Genomic DNA, 23,759 nt, shown 5'->3' with positions numbered 1-23,759 from the left:
CGGGGGAAGCGGCGCTTCGACCATCATGACTGCATCGCACGGGCAAACCGGGCTGCGTTATGCCCTGACGCTGGTCTCCCTGCCGGCGTTGCTGGCTTGCGGCCTGATGATCGCGCCGCTGCAGGTGGACCACTGGTCGTATCACCTGCAGTTCGTCATCGCCCTCGCCACGACGATCTGGTGTGTGCGGCTGGTATTCCGCTCCAGCTATCCGCGTACGCTGATCCTCGCCCTGGCCATCAGCCTCGGCTTGTGGACGCTGGGGGTGGCGACGCTGCTGGTGCAGATCGACCTGCTGCATTCGCTGGTGGACATGACGAACTACACGTATCTGCTGTTCGTCGGCTACGGCGTCCCGTTGCTGTATGTCGCGGTGGCTTTCGGCGACCCGTATTCGTCCCGCTGGCAGAAGATGCTGGATGCCTCGCTGCTGGTGCTGCTGGGTCTGCTGTACTGGGTGAGCATCGTGGATGTGCTGGACGCGCACGGCAGCCTCAGCCCGACCAGCCTGTGGTACGTGAGGCACGCGCTGGACGCCGTGAACGTCTTCCTGGCGGTGGCGCACGTGGCTCGCTGGCTGACCGCGAGTTCGGTGGCCTCGCGGCGCTTCTTCCGCATTACCAGCGTGTATCTGGTCGGCTACGTCGTGTGCATCGGCATCCACAACCATGCCGACATGGAAAGCGTGGGCGTGAGCTTCATGAGCATCCTCGGCGATGTCTTGCCGCCGGTGCCGTTCATCGCGCTGGCGCTGATGCTGCACCACTGGCGCAATGCCCCGTCAGAGGCGGCTGCCTCCGGCAGCGGGGTGCTGCAGCGCATAGCGCTGGGCGTGAGTCCGATCCTGTTCCTGCTGGCGATCTTCGCGGTGGGTCTGAGCATCGACGGCAGGCGCACCGGCCAGGTGCTGCTGATCGTGGGGCTGGCGATGGTGGCCTACATCCTGCGCACCGTGCATGTGCAATACCACTACGTGCAGGCGCAGGATCGATTGCAGGGCATGACGCGGGCGCTGGAGCGGCTGTCCTACACCGACGCCGTCACCGACCTGCCCAACCGCCGCGCGTTCGACCATGCCTTCGTCCGCGAGTGGGCGGCTTCGGCGCGCGTGCCGGACGGCATGAGCCTGCTGATGATCGATATCGACCGGTTCAAGGACTACAACGACCTCTACGGACACCAGGCGGGCGACCATTGCCTGCGTACCGTGGCGCGACTGATCGCCGGCACGCTGCATCGGCCCGCGGATTTCTGCGGACGCTATGGCGGTGAGGAGTTCGTCATCCTGCTCCCTGGAACGCAACTTGCGGGCGCCGAGGTGGTGGCGTGCCGCATCCTCGAGCGCATCCATACCGCCAACCTGCCCTACGCCACGGGCATCGACGGCCGCGTGACCGTCAGCATCGGCGTGTCGGCCCGCAATGCAACCGATGTGCAGGCCGAGAGCCTGATGGAACGCGCGGATCGCAATCTCTACCGCGCCAAAGGCCGTGGCCGCAACCAGTGGGATGCGAGCGATACGGGGCTTTGACGCACCGGTCCGCAAGCTGAAGACGCTCGGATTTTGCTCGTCATCCCGGCGCAGGTCGGGATGACGGGCAGAGAAAACACCGATCAGGCAGCTTCCGACCGGGGAGAGAAAACCGCCTCCTCAGCGCGCAGCCGGGCTATAGCGCAAGGTCAGGTACCAGGTGCGGCCGGGCTGGTTGAAGTAGTACACGGTCTCGTAGTCGCGGTCGAAGGCGTTGGCCAGCTTGGCCTCGACCTGCCAGTCCTGCGTGAAGTGCCAGCTCGCGCGCAGCGCCAGCGTGCTGTAGCCGCCGAGGCGATGCGTATTGGCCGCATCGTCGTAGCTGTAGCCCGCGGCATACCAGGTGGTACCGATCCCGAATGCGCCGAAGCGGCGGTCGATGTCGACGCGCGCCATGCGCTCGGGGCGACGCGGCAACAGGTTGCCGCTGTTGGCATCCGCGGTAACGTCGCCCACATCCTTCGGCTGTTGCAGGGTGAGGTAGCCCTGCACCTGCCAGCCGTCGATATCCGCGCCAAGCTGGCCTTCCAGGCCGCGGATGCGTGCCTTGCTGACGTTGAACGGCACGTAGTTCTGGTTGGGGTCGAGCAGGATCAGGTCGTCGATCCTGGTCTGGTAGGCGCTTACGCCCCAGTTCCATATACCCAGCTGCTGGGTCACGCCCACTTCGGCGCTGCGCGACTTCTCCGGCTTCAGGTCCGGGTTGGCCGACGGGATGCCGTAGTACGGCGGGTAGTACAGGTCGTTGAAGGTCGGTGCGTGGAAGGCCGTGCCGTAACTGGCGTACACGCGCAGACCGTGGTCGAAGTGGTAGCCCCAGGATGCCGCTCCGGTGTCGTGGTCACCGTACTGCTGGTTGTGGTCGTGGCGCACAGAGAGCTGCACTTCGTTGCTGCCGAACGTGCCCTGGTACTGCGCATAGGTGCCGGTGTCGTCGCGGCTGTCGGCCAGGTAGCCGGTGCTGCTGTCCAGGTGTTCCTGCTGGTAGTCGACACCCACCGTCAGCAGCTGGTTCGAAGTGAGCTCGATGTCGTTCTGCCACGAGAACTGGTTGCGCTGCGAGTTGAAGTAGCCCGTCTGCGCCAGCGGGTAGTACGCGCCGTAGTACGAGCCCTGGTAATAGGTGGTGGAGAGATCCTTGCTCTGGCCCGCGTTCAACGTGACTCCCCACGCTTCCATCGGCGAGAAGCTCAGGCGCACGCCGGCCACGCGCTGCTCGTTGACCGCGTCGTTGCCGCCGTACGGGCTGCCGGCGTAGTCCACGTCGTTCTTGCTGCGCAGCCAGGTGAAGGCCAGCTCGGTGCCGTTGTCCCAGCGATAGCCGGCGTTGGCCGAGCCGTTCCAGTTGCGGTAGGCGTCGTCGCGGGAATCGTCCACGAAGCAGCCGGCCATCGCCTCGGCCGCACCCATCTTGCAGCCCGGGAATCCGCTGGTGTATTCGCCGCCCAGGTTGAGGTTGTACCAGGCATGCTGGTCGCCGCCGGACAGGCCGGCCTGGCTGCCGAACAGGCCATGGCTGCCCGCGGTCATGCTCAGCGACGGAGTGACGCCGCCGTTGGCGGAGCCATGGCGGGTGAAGATCTGGATCACGCCGCCGATGGCGTCGGCGCCGTACAGGCTGGAGCGCGGGCCGCGCACGATCTCGATACGCTCGATCTGCTCCACCGGGATCTGCTCCAGCGAGGCGAAGCCGGCGGTGACCGAGCCGATGCGCACGCCGTCGATCAGTACCAGCGTGTGCGTGGAGTTGGTGCCGCGCATGAAAAGCGAACTGGTCTGGCCGAGGCCGCCGCTCTGGGTGGTGTTCACGCCCGGCAGGCCGGTGAGCAGGTCCAGCACCGACACCGGCTGCAGGCGCTCGATGTCGGCGCGGGTGATCACGGTGACCGACGACAGCGTGTCGTCGACAGTGACCGCCGTGCGCGTGGCGGTGACGATCACCGGATTCAACGCGCTGGCGTTGTCCTGGTCGGCGGCGTAAGCAGTGGAGAAGCAGCACAGCAGCGCTGCGGCCAGCAGGGTCTTTTTCACGTCTCGTTCCTCGGCCGCGCGCCCGCGCACGGCGTTGCGTTCAATCAATGGGCCGGAAACGGAGGTCGGGACGAAGGCAGGCAGGCACGGCAGGGCCGGACATGCCTGTTCGGCCTCGCCCACCGCGAGCCAGCAGTCATGTCCGGGCCGGTCTCCGGGCTGGCGAGCGACGGCGCTATCGCCGTCATGCGCGGCGCCTTCCCATGTCGTCGGACACAGTGGCGTTGGCCGCGGGTTTGCTCGCTTACCGTTGCGGGGGCAGCGCCGGCCTTGCGGTATGACACCGCGCACCGGCTTCCCGTTTCATCCCTCCGGCGAATGCCGTCGGGACACCTGGACGCCGCGCAGTCTAGCAGGTCGCGGGCTTTGGACGGCCGGATGCCGGCCATGCCTCGCGCCGATGGGCTTACGAGGATTGGCCGGCGATCCAGCTGCGGCGGACGTTGCAGCTGTCGTCCATCGCAACGAGGTCGGCGCGATAACCCACCGCGATGCGGCCGTGGCTGGCGCCAAGGCCGAGGAAGTCGGCAGGATAGGTGCTGGCCATGCGCACCGCCTCGTCCAGCGGCAGGCCGAGCATTTCCACGGTATTGCGCACGGCGCCGGCCATATCCAGGGCGGAGCCAGCCAGCACGCCGTTCGCGGTCTGGCAGATGCCGTCCTTCATGACGATGGTTTCGCCGTTGAGCACGTAGCTGGGATCGTCCGCGCCCACCGGCGGCATGGCATCGGTGACCAGCAGCATCTTGCCGCGCGGTCGTGCCGCGATGGCCGCGCGCAGGCTGGTCGGATGTACGTGGTGGCCGTCCACGATCAGGCCGCACCAGTTGTCGGGGTCGTCTAGCGCCGCGCCCACCACGCCGGGCTCGCGGCTGCCGAACGGCGTCATCGCGTTGAACAGATGTGTGAAGCCACGTACGCCAGCAGCCAGCGCGGCGCGGGTGGTGGCATGGTCGGCGGCGGTGTGGCCGGCGTTGACGATCACGCCGGCGGCGGCGAGCCGCGCGATCACGTCGTGCGGCACCCGCTCGGGCGCCAGCGTCACCAGCCGCACGCCGCGATGCGGCGCGCACAGCATGGACACCTCTTCCTCGCCCGGCGCGTGGAACCACTTGGGATCATGCACGCCCTTGCGTTCGGGCGCGAGATAGGGGCCTTCCAGATGCACGCCGAGCAGTCCCGGCACGCCTTCGTCGAAGGCCTTGTCCACCGCGGCCAGCGCCGCGCGCATGGTATCCAGGCTGTCGCTGATGAGCGTGGGCAGGAAACCGGTGGTGCCGAACTTGCGGTGCGCGACGCCGATGGTGCGGATGGCTTCCACCGTGGGTTCGGCATTGAACAACGCGCCGCCACCGCCGTTCACCTGCGTGTCGACGAAGCCCGGCACCAGCAATGCGCCGTCGAGATCCTGCACTCGTGCGGCGTGCACGGCGGCATGGTCGTGCGGCAGCAGCCCGACGATGCGTTCGCCGTCGACCAGCACGGCGAGGTCGTCGCGCCAGCCGTGGACGGTGAGGACGCGGGCATTCGTGAGGGCGATGGTCATGGCGAGGGCATCCCGTTGGAAGCGAACGGTGCAGGAGCGCACTCTGTGCGCGATTGCCTTGCACTTCGATCAAAGCAAAAACAATCGCGCACTGTGTGCGCTCCTACCACGAGGAAATCAGACGGTTTCGGTGACCTTGTTGAGGTGCGGCGGCACGTCGGGGTTGAAGCCGCGGCGCAGCGCCAGCGCGCTGGTGGCACGGTAGAAACTCTGGATGGTGAGCAGCGGCGTGCAGATAGCCGGAAGGCCGGAGGCGAGCGGCAGGAAGCCTTCGCCGCTCAGGCCTGGTGCGGCCACCAGTACCTGTGCGCCGCGACCGCGGAACTCGTCCGCCACGGCCAGCGTGCTTTCCAGCGTGCCGTCGTCCTGCGCGAAGCAGAGCACCGGGAAGTGCGGGCCGACCAGCGCCATCGGACCGTGCTTCACCTCCGCCGCGCTGAAGGCTTCCGCGTGCAGGCCGCAGGTTTCCTTGAACTTCAGCGCCGCCTCCAGCGCGACGGCGAAACCGAAGCCGCGGCCGACCACGAACAGGTTGTGCGCATCGACCAGGCCGTCGGTCAACGCCGACCAGTCCGCATCCCAGCTCTTGCGCAAGGCATCGGGCAGCGCTTCCAGCGCAGCGATCAGCTTGGCGTCGCCATGCCAGCGCGCGCACAGGTGCAGGATCGCGGCCAGGGCGGCCACGTAGCTCTTGGTGGCGGCCACGCTGCGCTCGGGACCGGCGTGCAGCGGGATCACCGTGTCGGCCACCTGTGCCAGCGGCGAATCCTCCACGTTGACCATCGCCACCACGCGCGCTCCGGCCGCCTTGGCGGCTTGCGCATTGCGTACCAGGTCGGGGCTCTTGCCGGACTGCGAGATGGCGATGAACAGCGCGCCTTCCCATTGCTGCGGCGCCGCGTACACCGAGGTCACCGACGGCGAAGCCGAGGCGGTGACGATGCCGAGCTGGGTTTCGAACACGTATTTGGCGTAGGCAGCGGCATGGTCGGAGCTGCCGCGCGCGCAGGTGACGATGAAGCGTGGCGGCTGCGCGCGCAGCGCATCGGCCAGCTCCGTCACCACGCGCTCGTTGGCGGCGAACTGGCGCGCTACCACGTCGGCGGATTCGTGCGCCTCGCGGAACATCAGGGTGTCGCTGGCTTGCATGGGCATCTCGCGTTTGAAAGAGGGTCAGTCGGCGTGCAATTCGGCGACGAAGTCGTAGATGTCGCCGCGGTACCAGGAACAGGTGAACTCGACCACGCGACCGTCGTCGAGGAAACTGCGACGCTCGATGTTGAGCCCCGCGCTGCCGGTGGCCACGTGCAACTGGCGTGCATGCTGCACGCCCAGCGACACCGCGCGCAGGCGCTGCAGTGCGCGCCTCGGGCGGCAGCCCAGCGACTCCAGCACCTCGTAGAGCGAATCGCGTACCACGGTCGGGTCGGGCAGCACGCTGGCGGGGACGACGCTGCGCTCGATCGCCAGCGGTTCGTCCTGTCCGTAGCGCACGCGGTGCAGGCGCGCCACCAGCGTGCCGGGTGACAGGTTCATCGCCATCGCCTCTTCCGGCGTGACCTCGCCCACGCTGCGCTCGAAGAACTCCGAACGCGGATGCAGGCCGCGGTCGCGCAGATCCTCGGTGAAGCTGGAAAGCCGCGACATCGGCTTGACGATGCGCTCGGCGATGAAGGTGCCGGCGCCGTGGCGCTGGGTGAGCAGTCCTTCCTCGACCAGGCCAGCGATGGCCTTGCGCACGGTGACGCGCGACAGCTTCAGTGCCTGCGACAGGTCGCGCTCGCTGGGCAGCGCCTGGCCCGGCTCGATGGCGCGCTGCTCGACCACGTTGCGGATCGCGCTGCGCAGACGCAGGTAGGCCAGCGGCTGATGGCTGGTGGGGTCGCGGCAAATGCGGCGGTATTCGCGGGCCAGGGCGGTTTCCATGCCAAGAAGATACCAATAGCAAACCATTGGCTGCAAGCGGTCTGGACGTCCATTTCGTGGACCATGGAGAAAATCGAGCTCCGGAGCGGCTTCCGGGGCGTCAATGAATTCGTATGCAAAGCGGTGCTTGCCCTGGTATCCCACTGGTACTATCGTCGTGCGACGGGCCGAATCCCCCTCCGGCCTGCCCGTCTTCCCCGTATTGAGGTGATCGCGTGACGGCTACTTTCCAGACGGTCGATCCGTTCGACCTGGTGATCTTCGGCGGTACCGGCGACCTTGCCTTGCGCAAGCTGCTGCCTGCGCTGTTCCATCGTTACCTCGACGGCCAGATCCCGGCCGGCAGCCGCATCGTCGGCGTGGCCCGCGAGCCGCTGGACGACGCCGGCTACCGCGCGCAGCTGCGCGAATCGCTGGTCGACAAGGGTGCCGACGCCGCGAAGCTCGACACCTTCCTGCAGCAGGTGTTCTATCGCCCGCTGGACGCGCGCAAGGACGAAGGCTGGGACGCGTTTGCCGCGATGATCGGCGAGCAGCCGAAACACATCCGGGTGTTCTACCTCTCCACGTCGCCTGAGTTGTTCGAGGACATCTGCCGCCGGCTCGGCCAGTGCAACCTCAACGGCGAACGCTCGCGCGTGGTGCTGGAGAAGCCGATCGGCCGCGACCTGGCCAGCGCCAACCGCATCAACGACGCGGTGGGCAAGGTGTTCGCCGAGTCGCAGACCTATCGCATCGACCACTACCTCGGCAAGGAAACGGTGCAGAACCTGCTGGCGTTGCGCTTCGGCAATGCGTTGTTCGAACCGCTGTGGAACGCCAGCCACATCGACCACGTGCAGATCACCGTGGCCGAGACACTGGGCCTGGGTCGCCGTGCCGGTTACTACGACCGTGCCGGTGCGTTGCGCGACATGGTGCAGAACCACCTGCTGCAGCTGCTGTGCATGGTGGCGATGGAACCGCCGGCCTCGCTGTCGCCCGACGCGGTGCGCGACGAGAAGCTCAAGGTGCTGCGATCGCTCAAGCGCATCGACAACGGCAACGCCGCCCAGCTCACCGTGCGCGGCCAATACCGCGCCGGCGTGGCCGAGGGCCAGTCCGTGCCGGGCTACCAGGACGAACTCGAGGGTTCGAAATCCGATACCGAAACCTTCGTGGCGCTCAAGGCCGAGATCGAAAACTGGCGCTGGGCCGGTGTGCCGTTCTACCTGCGCACCGGCAAGCGCCTGCCCGAGCGCGTTTCCGAGATCGTCGTGGCGTTCAAGCCGGTGCCGCATTCGATCTTCGGCACCAGCGCCGGCCCGCTGGCGCAGAACCGTCTGGTGCTGCGCCTGCAGCCGGACGAGGGCGTGAAGCTGTGGCTCACCATTAAGGACCCCGGTCCCGGCGGCCTGCGCCTGCGCCACGTGCCGCTGGACATGAGCTTTGCCGAAGCCTTCGGCGTGGCGCAGCCGGACGCCTACGAGCGCCTGCTGCTCGACGTGGTGCGCGGCAACCCCACCCTGTTCATGCGCCGCGACGAAGTGGAGGCGGCCTGGCGCTGGGCCGATCCCATCCTCGCCGCCTGGGCCGAAAGCGGCGAAGCGCCGCGCCCGTACGCCGCCGGCACCTGGGGGCCGAGCGCGGCGGTGGCCCTGATCGAGCGCGATGGCCGTACCTGGCTGGAAGACAGCGAGTAAGGCAATGGCGAACGTCACCACGCAAAACTTCGCCGATGCCGACGCGCAGGCCGAGGCACTCGCTCAGAACGTTGCCGCGCAACTGCGCGAAGCCATCGCGGCGCGCGGCGGCGCCGTGATCGCGGTTTCGGGCGGCACGACGCCCAAGGCGTTCTTCGTGCAATTGTCGAAGCAGGTGCTGGACTGGCCGACTGTCACCGTCACGCTGGTGGATGAGCGCTGGGTGCCGGACACCGACGATCGTTCCAACGCAAGACTGGTGAAGTCGAGCCTGCTGCAGAACGCCGCCGCCGCCGCGAACTTCGTGCCGCTCTACACCGGCGCAGCCACGCCGGAAGCGGGGCTGGCGGAAGCCGAAGCACGCATCGTCGCGTTGCCGGCGCCGTTCGATGCCGTGGTGCTGGGCATGGGCGACGACGGCCATACCGCATCGTTCTTCCCCGGTGGCGACCATCTCGCCGAGGCCACCGATCCCCACGGCACGGCGAAGGTGTGGCCGATGCATGCAGCGGGCGCCGGCGAGCCGCGCGTCACGCTCAGTCTGCCTGCGCTGCTCGATACCCGCGCGCTGTACCTGCTGGTGCGTGGTACCGGCAAGCGCGATCTGCTGGCAGCCGTGCAACAGGGAGTGGATGCTGCAAAGGATTATCCGGTGCGCTCCGTGGTGATGCAGGTCAGCGTGCCGCTGGCGATTTATTGGAGTCCTTGATCTCGATATTGCTTCGTAGGCATGGCAGCAAAGCAAAAGCGCCGTGCCTGATTGTCCACAAAGTGCTTCCTGCATTTTATGGACTCGCCTGATCCGAACTTGTTCGGATCAGGCCCCGCGAAGCAGGCGCTTTGCGCCTGCTTCGCGGGCGGGCCATTCATGGCCCGCTTCCCTCCCTGATTCCCGGAAACGTGTCATGCCCCTGCACCCTGTCGTCGCCGAAGTCACCTCCCGCATCGCAGCGCGCAGCCGCAAGAGCCGCGCCGACTATCTCGCGCGCATCGACGCCGCGCGCCGCGACGGCCCGCATCGCGCGCGGCTTTCCTGCGGCAACCTCGCGCACGGCTTCGCCGCGTGCGGCGAAAACGACAAGGCGGCGCTGCGCAGCGGCCATGCGTCCAACATCGGCATCGTCACCGCATACAACGACATGCTCTCGGCGCACCAGCCCTACGAGCGCTATCCCGAACTGATCCGCCGCGTGGCACGCGAGGCCGGCGTCACCGCACAGGTGGCTGGCGGCGTGCCGGCGATGTGCGACGGCGTCACGCAGGGCCAGGCCGGCATGGAGTTGAGCCTGTTCTCGCGCGAAGTGATCGCCATGTCCGCCGCGATCGCGCTGTCGCACGACATGTTCGACGGCGCGCTGATGCTGGGCATCTGCGACAAGATCGTGCCGGGCCTGCTGATCGGCGCGCTGAGTTTCGGCCACCTGCCCACGATCTTCGTGCCGGCCGGGCCGATGCCCAGCGGCATTTCCAACGACGCCAAGAGCGCCGTGCGCCAGCGCTACGCCGAGGGCAAGGCCTCGCGCGACGAGCTGCTGGAAGCCGAGGCCGCGTCCTATCACGCGCCGGGCACCTGCACCTTCTACGGCACTGCCAACTCCAACCAGATGCTGATGGAGATCATGGGCCTGCACCTGCCGGGCTCCAGCTTCGTCAACCCGAACACGCCGCTGCGCGAAGCGCTCACCGAAGCCGCCGTGCACCGCCTCGCGACGATCAGCGCGCCGGGCGAGCACCACACTCCGCTCGGCCACATGATCGACGAGCGCACCATCGTCAACGGCGTGATTGGCCTGCATGCCACCGGTGGCTCCACCAACCACCTGCTGCACCTGGTGGCGATGGCGCATGCGGCCGGCATTGCGCTGACGCTGGAGGATTTCGACGCGCTGTCCGGCGTGGTGCCGCTGATGGCGCGTGTGTATCCCAACGGCTCCGCCGACGTGAACCACTTCCACCAGGCCGGCGGCATGCCGTTCCTGATCGGCTCGCTGATCGATGCCGGCCTGCTGCACGGCGATGCGCACACGGTATGGGGCCGCGGCCTCGACGCCTACCGCGGCATGCCCGTGCTGGACGCGAACGGAAAGTTGGCATGGAACGAGGTAAGCGAAAGCGCCAACCGCGATGTGCTGCGTCCCGCCAACGAGCCATTCCGCGCCGACGGCGGCCTGCGCGTGCTGCAAGGCAACCTCGGCCGCGCCGTCATCAAGGTGTCCTCGGTGCCGGGCGACCGACTGGTGATCGAGGCGCCCGCGGTGGTGTTCCACGACCAGGACGATGTGAAGAAGGCCTTCGACCGCGGCGAGCTCGACCGCGATTTCATCGCCGTGGTGCGCTTCCAGGGGCCCAAGGCCATCGGCATGCCCGAGCTGCACAAGCTCACGCCCACCCTGGGTCTGCTGCAGGCACGCGGGCACCGCGTGGCGCTGGTCACCGACGGGCGCATGTCCGGCGCTTCCGGCAAGGTGCCTGCGGCCATCCACGTCACGCCCGAGGCCATCGACGCCGGTCCGCTGGGCAAGCTGCGCGACGGCGACGTCATCCGTCTGGACGTGATTGCCGGCACGCTGGAGGCCAAGGTCGATGCCGCCGAATGGGCCGGGCGCGAGCAGGCGCATGCGGATCTCTCCACGCATCACGCCGGCATGGGCCGCGAACTGTTCGCCACCCTGCGCAACGCGGTGGGCTCGGCGGATGCCGGAGCCACCATCTTTGCCAAGCACGACCGCCACCACGCGGCCGATGCCTGATCTCCACAAACTGTAGGAGCGCATCCTGTGCGCGATCGCCTTTCGCGCACAGGGTGCGCTCCTACGCCAAGCCCGTACCTGTGAGCCATCCCATGACCGCACAAGCAACCAAGCAACAGCAACTCGCCGATATCCTCGCGCTGGCACCCGTGGTGCCGGTGGTCATCATCGACGAACTGGCGCATGCCGTACCGATGGCGCGCGCGCTGGTCGCCGGCGGCATCCGTGCCATCGAGGTGACGCTGCGCACGCCGGTGGCGCTGGATGCGATCCGTGCCATCGCCAGCGAAGTGGAAGGCGCGGTGGTGGGCGTCGGTACGGTGCTCGACGGCCAGCAGTTGGAAGCCGCACGCGTGGCCGGCGCGCGTTTCGCGGTATCGCCGGGCGTCTCGCCGAAGCTGCTCGACGCTGCCGACGCCAGCGCGCTGCCGCTGCTGCCCGGCGTGGCCACCGCGGGCGAGGCGATGAGCCTGCTCGAACGCGGCTACAAGCACCTGAAGCTTTTTCCGGCTGTGCCCGTGGGCGGAACGAAACTGCTCGGCGCCTGGGCCAGCCCGCTGCCGCAGATCCGCTTCTGCCCCACCGGCGGCATCAGCCTCGCCAGCGCACCGGATTTCCTCGCCCTGCCCAATGTGGCCTGCGTAGGCGGTTCCTGGCTCACGCCGAAGGACAAGCTTCAGGTCGGCGACTGGGCCGGCATCGAGCAGCTGGCACGCGAGGCGGCGGCGCTGCGCTGAACATGCGCCGCCATTAGAGCCCGTTCAAAGGCTCCTGGTAGCGGAAGCAACCCTCGATCACCGTCACGCAGTCGCCGCCGATCCAGACACGGCCCTGCGCATCGTGGCTGATCGCCACGCGCCCGTCGCGCTCCAGCGCGGTGCCTTGGCGCACCATGTACGTGTCCGCGGGGCGCCGTCCCTGCGCATCGAGCAGGCACGCCAGTGCCGCGTTGGCACTACCGGTGACGGGATCCTCGCCGAAGCCGAAACGGCCTCCGGTCATCAGGCAACGCATTTCGAAACAGGCAGGGCCGTCGACACCGTGCGGGCCGTAGATGGCCAAACCGTCGGTGCCGCCGGCCCGCGTCACCGGCGCGAGTATCGCGATGTCGGGCCGGAGGGCGAGGCAGTCGGCGGCTGAATTCATCCGCACCACCAACCATGGCGCGCCGTTGTCGACGATGCACGGCGGCGCCGCGAAATCGATCGCATCAGTGCGCAGCGCACGGATCAGCCCGGCATGCTGCGGCGCCGGCAGCGGCGTGATGCGGGCCGGCGGGGCAGCAAAGGCCCAGCGGCCGTGGTTGCGCTCGCTCAATTCGACCAGGCCGACGCCGCATTGCTGCACCAGCCGGCCCGGCCGGCGCGGCCGGTAACCGCTTTCGCGAAGAGCATGCGCGGTGCCCAGGGTGGGGTGTCCGGCAAACGGCAATTCGCCGCCAGTGGTGAAGATGCGCACGCGATAGTCGGCGTCCGGATCATCCGGCTTCAGCAGGAAGGTGGTCTCCGACAGGTTGGTCCAGCGCGCGATGGCCTGCATCTGCGCGGTGTCGAGTCCGTCGGCGTCGAATACCACGGCCAGCGGGTTGCCCTTGAACGGCACGGCGCTGAACACGTCGACTTGGCTGAAGCGAACGGTGTGCATGGTGTTCATCGGGCAACGGATCCTCTTGGAGCGTGCGCCTGCGGCAGGCCTTCTCTGCAGACGATGCCAATCAAGCAGCGTCCGGCACGCGCAGCGGCGTGCCGATGCTGCGCAGCGCGGGGCTGACCATGCAGCTCAGCGCGATCGCCGTCAGCGCCAACCCCGCACCCGCGAACAGCGTGGGCAGCGAGATCAGCTTCAGCAGGCTGCCAGCCACTGCTGCCGACAGCGGCCCCAGGCCCATGAAGGTGAACATCAGCAGGCTCATCGTGCGGCCCATCATCTCTGGCGCGACGCGTTGCTGGATCCAGCTGACGATGGTGACCTGCGCGATGCCGCCCAGCATGCCGGTGGTGGCCAGCAGGGCGGCGCCGGTCAGCGTGGAGTGGTCGAAGGCCAGCGCGGCCAGCACCAGGCCGGCCACGCTGTCGATACCCAGCACCATCAGGCCCAGCCGGTTGCGCACCAGTTTCGCGGCGAGGCCGGACAGCATGCTGCCCACCAGCATGCCACCGCCGTTCGCGGTCATCAGGATGCCCAGCGCGGTGGCACCGAGATCCAGTCGGGTATTGGCCAGCATCGGCAGGCCGACCTGGATCGGCCCGCCTACGAACACCGACACCACGGCCGCATAAAGCACGAAGGCGCGCAACGGCAGGTCGGCCCAGACTGCGCGAATGCCCGCGCCGACGTTGGCCAGCACGCCGCCATCGCGCGGGCGCGGATGATGGTCGCCGTGGACACGGATCAGCACCAGCGAGACCAGCGAAAACACGAAACTCAGCGCATCGATAGCGAAGGCGAGGCCGAGTCCGGTGGCATCGGCCACGCCGACGTGAACGCCATGCGCGCCGGTGCTGATGAGCAGTCCGGCCAGCGCCGGTCCCACCAGCATGCTCAGCTGGCGCATGGCCATGAACAGCGCGTTGGCCGCGCGCAGCTGCGTCGGTGGCACCAGCTGCGGCAGGATCGCCGATCCGGCCGGGTAGGCGAACGCGGTGGCGAGGCCGATGCCCAGCGCCAGCGCATACACCAGCCACATCTGGATGGCGCCACCCAGCACCAGTGCCGCCAGCAGGCTCACCAGCAGCGCATTCACCCCGCGCGCCGCCAGCAGTACGCGGCGCGGGGAGAGGCGATCGACCACCGCACCGCCGATCAGCATGAAAGCGGCACGTGGCAGCGCCATCGTCGCCAGAACCAGGCCCAACGCGGCCGGGCTGCCGGTGAGCTTGAGCACCAGCCAGGGCAGGGCGACTAGGGTGAACTGGTCGCCGATCGCGGAGATCGAACTGCCGCCGAACAGCAGGCGGAAGTCGCGCTGTGCAAGCGGTGAAGCGCCAAGCGGGGATGGCATGGAAATCCTTTTGGGGAGTAGGTCCGTGTCTTGCGGCCGGACGGCTCAGCCGGCCTCGGCCTGGGCATCGCGTGCGATGGCGGCGAGCCGGCGGGCGTGTTCGCGTACATCCTTCGGCCAACTGCGAGTATGGCGGTTGAAGGCATCGCGGTCACCGCGCCATAACGCGCGCGAGGCTTCCTCGTAGCCGGCAAGATCGCCGCCGACCACACGCATGAAGCGGTCGGCGGCTTCGCCTGCAAGGCGGGCCCGATCCTTCGCGCTGCCGTTGCGCCGCGCCTCCTCCACCAACCGCCGCAGCGTGGCCGAGGCGCCGCCGGGCTGGCTGTTCAGCCAGTACCAGTGGCGCGGCAGCAGGGTCACTTCGCGCGCCACCACGCCGAGCCGTGGGCGCCCCGCCCCGCGCGGCGCATCGCCTTCCGCGGCCGGTTGCAGGCGCCCCAGCACCTCGTCGGCACTGCCGCGGAAGTCGACTTCCACCGATTGGCCGGTGGCATCGTCGAAGATCAGCGGCGTGCATGCCGGGGCCTGGTCGAGCGCGCGCTTCACCGCCAGTGCCACTTCGGCAAGCGTGCCGGAGGCGACCAGCGTGTGGCCATCGAAGGCAGTGCAGCCGGGATTGGCAGGCGAAGACATGGATTGATCCGGGTGGAATGGGTCGCTTATTTTTGTCCGGGTTAAAATCGATGTCAATAACACCCGGGCAAAATAGTCGGCCGGCCTGTCGGGGCGTCGCGACGAGAGCATCGTGACCGGCAACTCCGGGTGTCGGCTTCAGTGCCGGGAGTAGTACATCGGGGCGCCCGGTTTCAACGGGTCGGGGCAGCCATAGCGTTCAGCGGAAGCGGCCATCTGCGCATCGTCGGCATCGACGTGGTTCGCGACGCGTTCGCGGATGGACATGTTGCTCTCGGCGTCGAGCTTCAGGCAGTGCGGATCGATGGCGCCGAACTGGCTGCCGACGAAGCGGACCACGCCGGCGATGCCCTGCATGCGCGGATCGGCCATGCGAAACACCGGCGTGCCGTGCACCGGCTGGTCGCCGTTCGGCACGCGGATGTTCTGCTGCCCGTACTCCGCTTCGGACAACCGGCCACCGCCGGCGATGTAGCTGGGCGGCGTGGCGACGATCAGGCGGTCGATCGGATGCGGCATCGCAGATGGCGGAGGCGGCGACGCCAGTGTCGCTGAGCGCGTGGTGGGCACAGGCATCGGATGGCGCGCCAGGTAGTCGGCGGCATGCGTGGATCGCGGCAGCCGCGGCATGGCCGCCGTTTGCGGTGGTTCGGCAGGCGGCTTCCTCGATGGCAGCAAGCGCACGACCAGCGCATCCGCCGATGCTGTCAGCGTTTCTGCCGCAGGCCAGCGCGGGCCCGGCGGCGGTGCGAGCAGGAAGGCAAGGAAGCACAGGTGAATCAGCACCACGGCCGCCAGCGTGGCGACACGTGTCCAGCGCAGCCGATGGCCATACCGGATTGACCCTTCCCGTTCCGCCGATGCCGTCCGTCCAGTCATGTGGCGAGGTTCCATCCCGATCATGCAGCGCCGGATGGCGCACAGGCCACGACGAAGACCTGACGCCGGCCGGTTGGTTCCGTGCCGGCAGGCGATGCAGGCGTGAGCCGCGCTACGCGGCTTCCGGGGAAGGTTCAGCCCGTGACGTCGAGACGCAGCAACAGGTGTTCCTCGTCGTGGAACACATTGCCGATCTGCAGCGCCCGTGGCTGCACGCCCCAACGCACGAAACCCGCGGAACGGTACAGGGCCTTCGCCGCTTCATTCGTCGCGTTGACGCCGAGTCCGAGCTGGCGCACGCCATCGATGGAGCGCGCATGCGCGATCACCGCATGCAACAGGACGGCACCCAACCCGCGCCGACGCAAGGCTGGTGCCACATACATGCCCGCCAGCTCGGCGCCATGACGCAGCTTCTTCCGTTGTGGATGGACGAGGGCCACGAAACCGGTCAGGGCGCCGCTCTCGAAGATGCCGAACATGCACATCGAGCCGTCCGCGGCCGGCACGATGCGCGCCGCCACTTCGTCGATGCTGCGGGTCGCCTCGTCCTCGTGGCTGGCGCTGAACGCGTCCGGACTCTCACGCAGCGCCTGCAGCCGCAATGCCTGGTAGGCGGGAGCATCGTTGCGGTCGAGCAGTCGGATATCCATGGAAGTCGCCTGCGGTTGCGTGGCGCGAAGCACCGGGCAGCCATCGTTCCACGGTCAGGATATCTGCGGCAATCCGCGTCGCAGGCATTAAGCTCGCCGTCCTTCCGGAGCGGGACCCGTTCGATGGTCTATGTGCTGGCGAGCGCGATCTGCAGCGTGCTGGTGTCGGTGCTGCTGAAGCTGGCGCGACGGTTCGGGCTGGACGTGGGCCAGATGGTGGCGTGGAACTACGTGATGGCATGCGCGCTTGCAGCGCTGCTGCTGCAACCTTCGCTGGCGCCGCTGCGCGCAGCGGGCGCGCCATGGTTTGCGCTGGTCGGCCTGGGCGTGCTGCTACCCGTGATCTTCCATGCGCTCGGCGCCTCGGTAAGGCATGCGGGCATCGTGCGTTCGGATGTGGCGCAGCGCCTGTCGCTGCTGCTCTCGCTGCTGGCGGCGTTCGTGCTGTTCGGCGAGAAGCTCGATCCGGCGAAGGCGCTGGGTTGCGCACTGGGGCTGCTCGCGCTGCTGGGCATGGTGTGGCGTGGGGAGCACGGTCGCGGCGAAGGCGGCTCGGCATCGTGGTACTGGCCGCTGCTGGTATTCGCCGGCTTCGGCGCGATCGACGTGCTGTTCAAGCGCGTGGCGGCGGCGGGTGTGCCGCTGGGCACGTCGCTGGAGGCGATGTTCGTGCTGGCGTTGCCGGTGGCTTTCACGCTGGCCGCATGGGGGCGCCTGCGCGGCGGCGCGCGCTTCACCCTGCGCAACGCCCTGGGCGGCCTGCTGCTCGGCTTGTTCAACTTCGGCAACATCCTGTTCTACCTGCGTGCGCACCGTGCGTTGCCGCAACACCCTGCGCTGGTATTCGCCAGCATGAACCTCGGCGTGGTGATGCTGGGCGCCTTGGCTGGCGTGCTGCTGTTCCGCGAGCGCCTGAGCCGCCTCAACGTCGCCGCGTTGGGGCTGGCGCTGTTGGCCATCGTGCTGCTGACACGTGGAGCGTGACTTCCGGGGCATGCGGCCGCGCGAAAGCGCTTCCTATGCTGCGACGGTCATCCCGAGGATCTCCCCATGCGCAAGCTTCCCCTCGCCGCGGCCCTGGCCGCCCTGCTGCTCAGCACCGCCGTGGCCGCCGACAACGGCAAGAAGGCCGACAAGGACGCGCAGGCCGACACGCCCGAGGCGGCCCTGACCAAGCCGCAATCCTCGACCAGCGAAGGCTCGGTGAGCGTGGAAGGCAAGAGCATCCGCTACCAGGCCGTGGCCGGCACCCTGGTGCTGCACGGCTCGGGCGACAAGGAACACGAGCCCACGGTGAGCATGTTCTACACCGCCTATTTCAAGAAGGGCGCGAAGGCGGGCGAGCGCCCGGTCACTTTCATCTACAACGGTGGCCCCGGCTCGGCTACGGTGTGGCTGCATATGGGCGCGTTCGGACCGAAGCGCGTGGTGACCGCGGACGACTCCCACACGCCGGCCGCGCCGTACCAGCTGGTCAACAACGACTTCAGTCTGCTCGACGCCTCCGACCTGGTGTTCATCGACGCGCCGGGCGCGGGCTTCAGCCGGTTGGTTGCCGACGACAAGGATCCTAGCAAGCGCGCCGAACAGATGAAGGATCGCGAGAAGGCGATCTATGGCGTGGACGGCGATGGCCATGCGTTCGCTCAGTTCATCACCCAGTTCCTGTCGAAGTACGGGCGCTGGAATTCGCCGAAGTACCTGTTCGGCGAGAGCTACGGCACCACGCGCTCGGCGGTGGTGGCCAACATCCTCACCAACGACGACAGCGTGGACCTCAATGGCGTGATCCTGCTGTCGCAGATCCTCAGCTTCGACAACAGCGTGGATGGCCCGGATACCAACCCAGGCGTGGATCAGCCCTACTGGCTGGCGCTGCCCACCTACGCCGCGACCGCCTGGTACCACCACAAGCTGCCTTCGCCGCCCGCCGACGTGGAGACCCTGATCGGCGAAGTGGAGCAGTTCGCCACCGGCGAATACGCGCAGGCGCTGATCGCCGGCTCGCAACTCGATGCCGCGCGCAAGCAGGCCATCGCCGAGAAGCTGTACCGCTACACCGGCGTGCCGGCGGCGTACTGGGTGAAGGCCAACCTGCGCGTCAGCGGTGGCATGTTCGAGCACGAGCTGCAGGCGGACGACGACACCACCACCGGCCGCCTCGACACCCGTTTCTCCGGTCCGGCGCTGGATCCGCTGGGCAAGGAGTCCGACTACGACCCGCAGTCCTCAGCGATCAGTTCCGCCTACATCGCCGCCTTCAACGATTACGTGCGCAAGGACCTGAAATACGGCGACGGCCAGACCTACCGCGAATACGCCGACATTTCCCATTGGGACATGTCGCATCGCGCGCCAGGCAGCCACGAGGCGTTGCAGCAGTCCACCAACGTGATGCCGGACCTGGCCACGGCGATGAAGACCGATCCGAACCTCAAGGTGATGCTCAACGGCGGTTATTACGATCTCGCCACGCCGTTCTTCGCGGCGCAGTACGAGATGCGTCACCTGCCGATCCCCGATTCGCTGCAGCAGAACATCTCCTACCACTGGTACCCGTCGGGCCACATGGTGTATGCGCATGTGCCCTCGCTGAAGCTGCTGCACGACAACGTGGCGGCCTTCATCGAGAGCACGGACAACGTCAAACACTGACTGGCAGGCGCGTTGGGCGCGTGCTGAAATGCACGCCCCGCCAACCTGGAACCACCGCATGCGCGCCCTGGTCGACCGCTACCTCGATGCCTACAACCGCATGGACGTCGACGCCATGCTGGCGACGATGCAGGACGAGGTGGTGTTCGAGAACTACACCGGCGGCGTGTTGGCGTTGCGCACCATGGGCATCGCCGAACTGCGGCACCTCGCCGAAAGCTCGCGCCATTTGTTCTCGATGCGCCGGCAGACCGTCACTGCCTGGCGCGAGGCGGACGGGTGCGGGTATGCCGGCATCCGCTTCGAAGGGACCTTTGCCATCGACCTGCCCAATGGGGTGCGGGCGGGGCAGTCCATCGTGATGGAGGGGCGCAGCGAGTTTCGGCAGCATGATGGTCGGCTGGTTTATATCGCTGACCATAGCGGTTGAAGTTTGAGGAGATATGCCCCTTCCCTTTTTGGGATGAGGATTGGTGTCCGCGGTGACTTTCGGTTTGGTGTCGGTTGCGGGTTGCTTGGGATCGTTTGCAAGTAACGGAGCGGCTTCGGACGCCTGCCGGCGCCCGAGTTGCTTCTCTTTGCTGGCCACGTCATCGCAGGAGCAGTGGCGAACGGCGAAGCCGGCGGAAGGACGGAGGGCCTAGCCTGTCGCGGACTCGATCCGGGAATGCCCGGGGCAAAGAGTAGTAGCCAAGAGAAACGGCCTGATTCAGTCCACCTGAACTACGAGCAGGCCGTGTCGAGGATTTCGGAATCCTCCCCGCCTAGGCGATTGACGAGACGGCCACGCCGCACCGTATCTGGAAACTGAAGATCCACCCGAAACGAAGACCCCACGCGCTCGTCATTCCGGCGCAGGCCGGAGGAGCTTCACAACAGCGAAGCTGGTCATCCAGTGACGGTAGAGTTTGGACAAGCGTAGTCGCTACTGGATGATTCGCTACGCTCGCTCCTTCGGGTCGCCCTGCGGGCGTTCCGTGCCCTGCATATTTGGTCCGGCCTGCGCCGTGATGAGGAGCCAAACCACGGACGCCTTGTGCCGGTTTGGCTTGGCTCGGCCGCAGCGGCGACACGAAACCGCTTCGCCGCTGGCGATATATCCATGAACGGCATCCCCTGCCTTTCGGCAGGGGCCCGTCTTCAGGCACATACATCGCCGCGCAAGCCGCGTCATAAAGGGCGCAACATCGGGAACTGACTCTTGTCACTGCATGCCGCGCAGGGTCACCCGCTATGCTGCGCGCCACGGAGGACACGTGAACATCTTCGCCCCAATGATCCGCCGACCCGTCGGCACATCGCTTCTGGCGATCGGCTTGGCCATTGCCGGTCTCTGGGCCTATCTGTTGCTGGGCGTGGCGGCGTTGCCGTCGATCGAGTTCCCCTTCGTAGGGGTAATAGCGACGGATAGCGGCGCCAGCGCGCAGACCATGGCGAACACGGTGACAGCGCCGCTGGAACGGCATCTGGGCCGCATCCCCGGCATCAAGCAGATGTCGTCCGACTCCAGCGAAGGCGGTTCGCAGATCCAGATCCAGTTCGACATGAGCCGCAATTCGGACGAAGCCGCGCGCGACGTGCAGCAGGCGATCAATGCGGCCATGCCCGACCTGCCCACCGGCATTTCGCCGCCGCAGTACTTCAAAGCCGATACGTCGCAGATCCCCATCCTGCTGATCGCGGTGACGTCCGCCAGCATGTCGGCGGACAAGCTCTACGATCTCACCGACACGCTGCTGCAACCGGCGGTGGCGCAGGTGCCTGGCGTGGCGCAGGTGCAGGTGGGCGGTTCGCCGCATGCGGTGCGCGTGGCGCTGCATTCGAATGCGATGGCGCACGTCGGCATCACCGCGAACGACATATCCAACGCCTTGACGGCGGCCAATGTCACCGCGCCGCAGGGGGCGCTCAGCAACGGCACCACGCAGTTCGCCGTGAGCATGAACGACTCGCTGCACACCGTGGACGATTTCGCCAAATTGATCGTCGCCAGCCATGGCGGCGTGCCGATCCATCTGGCCGACGTGGCGACCATCACCGGCGGCCAGCAGGACCAGTACGCCGCGAACTGGTTCAACAGGCAGCCCGCTGTGCTGCTGCAGATCAGCAAGCGGCCCGAGGCGAACTCGGTGGCCACGGTGGAGGCCATCCTCGCCCGTCTGCCCGAACTGCATGCGCTGATGCCGGCGGACGTGCAGATTCGCCCGATCTTCGACCTCACCAACACCACCAAGACCGCCTTGCATGAGGTCGAGGTGGCACTGGTGCTGAGCGTGGTGATGGTGGCGCTGGTGATGCTGGTGTTCCTGCGTCGCGCACGGCCCACGGTGATCGCCATGTTCAGCGTGCCGCTGTCGCTGGCCGGCGCCTTCGTGCTGATGTGGACGATGGGCTTCACGCTCAACACGCTGTCGCTGGTGGCGCTGGTGCTGTGCGTGGGCTTCGTGGTGGACGACGCCATCGTGGTGATCGAGAACATCGTACGCCACATGGAGCAGGGCATGTCGCCGCTGGAGGCCGCGTTCACCGGCGTGCGCGAGATCGGCTTCACGGTGATCTCGATCACGCTGTCGCTGATCGCGGTGTTCGGGCCGATGGTGTTCGGCAACAACATGTTCATCATGTTGATGCGCGAGTTCTCGGTGACGCTGATCGCCACCATCGTGATCTCCGCGCTGGTGTCGCTTACGCTCACCCCCGCGCTGTGCGGGCACTGGCTGGCGCACGAGCACGACACCCCGGCGCGCAAGCCGGGCCGCATGGAGCAATGGGCAGAGCGTTTCGACCAGTCGTTCCTGCGCCTGTACGAACGCGGGCTGGACTGGGCGATGAAGCATCGCCGCCTGATGCGCTGGCAGCCGCCCATCCTGCTGATACTCACCATCGTACTGGCCGTGCTGGTGGGCATGACCGCCGGCGGCGGCTTCATGCCCAAAGAGGACATCGGCCTGCTGCAGGCCCAGGTCTCAGCCGACGCCAACGTTTCGCCCACACAGTTGGCAAAACGCACGCAGGACATCATCGACACGGTACTCTCCGAACCTGCCGTACTCGATGCCACCACCATCCTTGGCGGCAACAACAACCCGGGCTCCGTCGGCAACACGTCCACCTTGTTCATCGACCTCAAGCCGCACGGCGACGGCAAGAACAATCGTCACGACACCGCGCAGCAGGTGGCGGACAGGCTGGCCGCGAAGTTCAAGAGCCTGGCCGACATGGAGGTGTCGGTGACGCCGGTGCAGTTCCTGGGCGGCGGTGGCGGCGGGAAAAGCAGCGGTCCGCAGTACACGTTCCAGCTCAGCAGCAACAACGGCCTGCCGTTGCAGCAGCCCACGCAAGCCGTGGCGAGGGTGATGCGCGGCATGAAGCAGTTCCGCGACGTCACCACCAGCTACGACACCATCGGCAAGCAGCAGATGCTGGAGGTGAACCGCAACGCGGCATCGCGCCTGCAAATCAGCATGGGCGAGGTGGACGACGCGCTGAACAAATCCTTCGGACAGACGCCGGTATCGACGATTTATTCCGACATCAGCCAGTACTCCGTGGTGCTCACCTCGGACAAGGCCGACTCGCTCAGCCCCGACGCGCTGCTCAACACTTACGTGCGCAACGCGCAGAACAAGATGATCCCGCTGTCCGCCATCGCGCACATCAAGCCGATCACCGCGCCGCTCACCATCAGCCATTTCAACCAGATCGAATCGTCCGCGATCAGCTACAACCTCGCCAAGGGCGTGACCCAGATCGATGGCATGAAGCTGGTGGACCAGGCGATCTACGCCGCCAACCTGCCGGACGGCGTGCAGAAGAAGTACACCGGCGACAACCAGAACCTGCTCGAAGCGCTCAGCGACGTGTTGTTCCTGCTGGTCGCGGTGATCGCCGCGATGTACGTGGTGCTGGGCATCCTGTACGAAAGCCTGATCCACCCGCTCACCATCCTCTCCACCCTGCCCGCCGCCGGCATGGGCGCCTTCCTCGCCATGTTGCTGACGCATACCCAGCTCACCGTGATGTCGGTGATCGCGGTACTGATGCTGATCGGCATCGTGAAGAAGAACGCCATCCTGATGGTGGACTTCGCCCTCGTCGCCGAACGCGAGCACGGCAAGACGCCGCCCGAAGCGATCCGCGAGGCCGCGCTGGTGCGCTTCCGTCCGATCACCATGACCACCCTGGTGGCGATGGGCGCTGCGCTGCCGCTGGCCATCGGCTTCGGTATCGGCTCGGAAATGCGCCAGCCGCTGGGCATCGCCATCCTTGGTGGCCTGTTCGTGTCGCAGCTGCTGACCCTGCTCAGCACCCCGGCGATGTACCTGTGGCAGCACGACCGCCGCGAGCGCAAGGCCAGGCGCAAGGCGCTGCGCGAGGAGATCCGCCGGCAGAAGCAGGTGGCGAAGCAGATACCGGCATTGCCGAAGTAAACCGCATCCCTGCGATGGTCGCATCGCGCTTTAACCAGA

18 protein-coding genes and 1 riboswitch are annotated in these 23,759 nt (G+C 67.2%); of the genes, 9 read left to right on the top strand and 9 right to left on the bottom strand.

Annotation, left to right across the window (positions count from 1 at the left end):
* Window positions 1–25: 25 nt before the first annotated feature.
* Window positions 26–1,531: a GGDEF domain-containing protein gene (locus tag ISP25_RS13130; protein WP_404614469.1), complete on the top strand. Its 1,506-nt coding sequence runs from the start codon at window positions 26–28 to the stop codon at window positions 1,529–1,531.
* A gap of 120 nt (window positions 1,532–1,651) precedes the next feature.
* Here ISP25_RS13130 and btuB read toward each other — a convergent pair whose 3' ends face one another.
* The 4 genes from btuB to ISP25_RS13110 form a co-directional block, all read right to left on the bottom strand.
* Complete coding sequence (gene btuB, locus ISP25_RS13125) at window positions 1,652–3,562, bottom strand: TonB-dependent vitamin B12 receptor (protein ID WP_404614467.1); 1,911 nt, start codon at window positions 3,560–3,562, stop codon at window positions 1,652–1,654.
* Window positions 3,563–3,690: 128 nt separating this feature from the next.
* Window positions 3,691–3,914, bottom strand: a riboswitch (cobalamin riboswitch).
* A 54-nt stretch (window positions 3,915–3,968) separates the two neighbouring features.
* The gene (nagA, locus tag ISP25_RS13120) at window positions 3,969–5,108 is read right to left on the bottom strand and encodes an N-acetylglucosamine-6-phosphate deacetylase (RefSeq protein ID WP_404614465.1); all 1,140 of its coding nucleotides are present in this window, start codon (window positions 5,106–5,108) and stop codon (window positions 3,969–3,971) included.
* Between the two features lie 117 nt (window positions 5,109–5,225).
* Window positions 5,226–6,257 (bottom strand): SIS domain-containing protein, encoded by a 1,032-nt coding sequence (locus ISP25_RS13115; RefSeq protein WP_404614463.1) that lies wholly within the window; start codon window positions 6,255–6,257, stop codon window positions 5,226–5,228.
* A gap of 24 nt (window positions 6,258–6,281) precedes the next feature.
* On the bottom strand, window positions 6,282–7,034 hold the full coding sequence (locus tag ISP25_RS13110) for a GntR family transcriptional regulator (protein WP_192156033.1): 753 nt from the start codon (window positions 7,032–7,034) through the stop codon (window positions 6,282–6,284).
* A gap of 215 nt (window positions 7,035–7,249) precedes the next feature.
* On the opposite strand from ISP25_RS13110, the gene zwf reads away from it, so the two are divergent.
* The 4 genes from zwf to eda all read left to right on the top strand — a co-directional run bounded on the left by zwf (window position 7,250) and on the right by eda (window position 12,203).
* Window positions 7,250–8,716: a glucose-6-phosphate dehydrogenase gene (zwf, locus tag ISP25_RS13105; protein WP_192156031.1), complete on the top strand. Its 1,467-nt coding sequence runs from the start codon at window positions 7,250–7,252 to the stop codon at window positions 8,714–8,716.
* 4 nt (window positions 8,717–8,720) lie between these two features.
* Window positions 8,721–9,425: a 6-phosphogluconolactonase gene (gene pgl, locus ISP25_RS13100; RefSeq protein ID WP_404614461.1), complete on the top strand. Its 705-nt coding sequence runs from the start codon at window positions 8,721–8,723 to the stop codon at window positions 9,423–9,425.
* A gap of 196 nt (window positions 9,426–9,621) precedes the next feature.
* Window positions 9,622–11,466: a phosphogluconate dehydratase gene (edd, locus tag ISP25_RS13095; protein WP_450088477.1), complete on the top strand. Its 1,845-nt coding sequence runs from the start codon at window positions 9,622–9,624 to the stop codon at window positions 11,464–11,466.
* 92 nt (window positions 11,467–11,558) lie between these two features.
* Window positions 11,559–12,203 carry a bifunctional 4-hydroxy-2-oxoglutarate aldolase/2-dehydro-3-deoxy-phosphogluconate aldolase gene (gene eda, locus ISP25_RS13090; protein WP_192156025.1) on the top strand — a complete coding sequence of 215 codons (645 nt, stop codon included), beginning with the start codon at window positions 11,559–11,561 and terminating at the stop codon, window positions 12,201–12,203.
* A gap of 13 nt (window positions 12,204–12,216) precedes the next feature.
* On the opposite strand, the gene ISP25_RS13085 is transcribed toward eda, so the two are convergent.
* The 5 genes from ISP25_RS13085 to ISP25_RS13065 form a co-directional block, all read right to left on the bottom strand.
* Complete coding sequence (locus ISP25_RS13085) at window positions 12,217–13,119, bottom strand: PhzF family phenazine biosynthesis protein (RefSeq protein ID WP_404614459.1); 903 nt, start codon at window positions 13,117–13,119, stop codon at window positions 12,217–12,219.
* A gap of 61 nt (window positions 13,120–13,180) precedes the next feature.
* On the bottom strand, window positions 13,181–14,467 hold the full coding sequence (locus ISP25_RS13080; protein WP_404614457.1) for an MFS transporter: 1,287 nt from the start codon (window positions 14,465–14,467) through the stop codon (window positions 13,181–13,183).
* Window positions 14,468–14,512: 45 nt separating this feature from the next.
* Window positions 14,513–15,103 carry a DUF2239 family protein gene (locus ISP25_RS13075; protein ID WP_404614455.1) on the bottom strand — a complete coding sequence of 197 codons (591 nt, stop codon included), beginning with the start codon at window positions 15,101–15,103 and terminating at the stop codon, window positions 14,513–14,515.
* A 138-nt stretch (window positions 15,104–15,241) separates the two neighbouring features.
* Complete coding sequence (locus tag ISP25_RS13070) at window positions 15,242–15,982, bottom strand: hypothetical protein (RefSeq protein WP_404614453.1); 741 nt, start codon at window positions 15,980–15,982, stop codon at window positions 15,242–15,244.
* 134 nt (window positions 15,983–16,116) lie between these two features.
* Window positions 16,117–16,635, bottom strand: coding sequence for a GNAT family N-acetyltransferase (locus tag ISP25_RS13065; protein ID WP_404614451.1), 519 nt, complete (start codon window positions 16,633–16,635; stop codon window positions 16,117–16,119).
* A gap of 123 nt (window positions 16,636–16,758) precedes the next feature.
* Here ISP25_RS13065 and ISP25_RS13060 point away from each other — a divergent pair, with 123 nt between their 5' ends.
* From ISP25_RS13060 to ISP25_RS13045, 4 genes are all read left to right on the top strand, one after another.
* Entirely contained in the window at window positions 16,759–17,619 is an 861-nt protein-coding gene (locus ISP25_RS13060) for an EamA family transporter (protein ID WP_404614449.1), read from the top strand.
* A 66-nt stretch (window positions 17,620–17,685) separates the two neighbouring features.
* Window positions 17,686–19,290, top strand: coding sequence for a S10 family peptidase (locus ISP25_RS13055; RefSeq protein WP_404614447.1), 1,605 nt, complete (start codon window positions 17,686–17,688; stop codon window positions 19,288–19,290).
* A gap of 58 nt (window positions 19,291–19,348) precedes the next feature.
* Window positions 19,349–19,720: a nuclear transport factor 2 family protein gene (locus ISP25_RS13050; protein WP_192156006.1), complete on the top strand. Its 372-nt coding sequence runs from the start codon at window positions 19,349–19,351 to the stop codon at window positions 19,718–19,720.
* Between the two features lie 826 nt (window positions 19,721–20,546).
* Complete coding sequence (locus ISP25_RS13045) at window positions 20,547–23,720, top strand: efflux RND transporter permease subunit (protein WP_404614445.1); 3,174 nt, start codon at window positions 20,547–20,549, stop codon at window positions 23,718–23,720.
* Window positions 23,721–23,759: the final 39 nt, after the last annotated feature.

It is taken from the genome of Rhodanobacter hydrolyticus (genome assembly GCF_044904645.1).
Note: the sequence above shows the minus strand (reverse complement) of the source record. Positions and strands in the feature narration are given on the sequence as shown.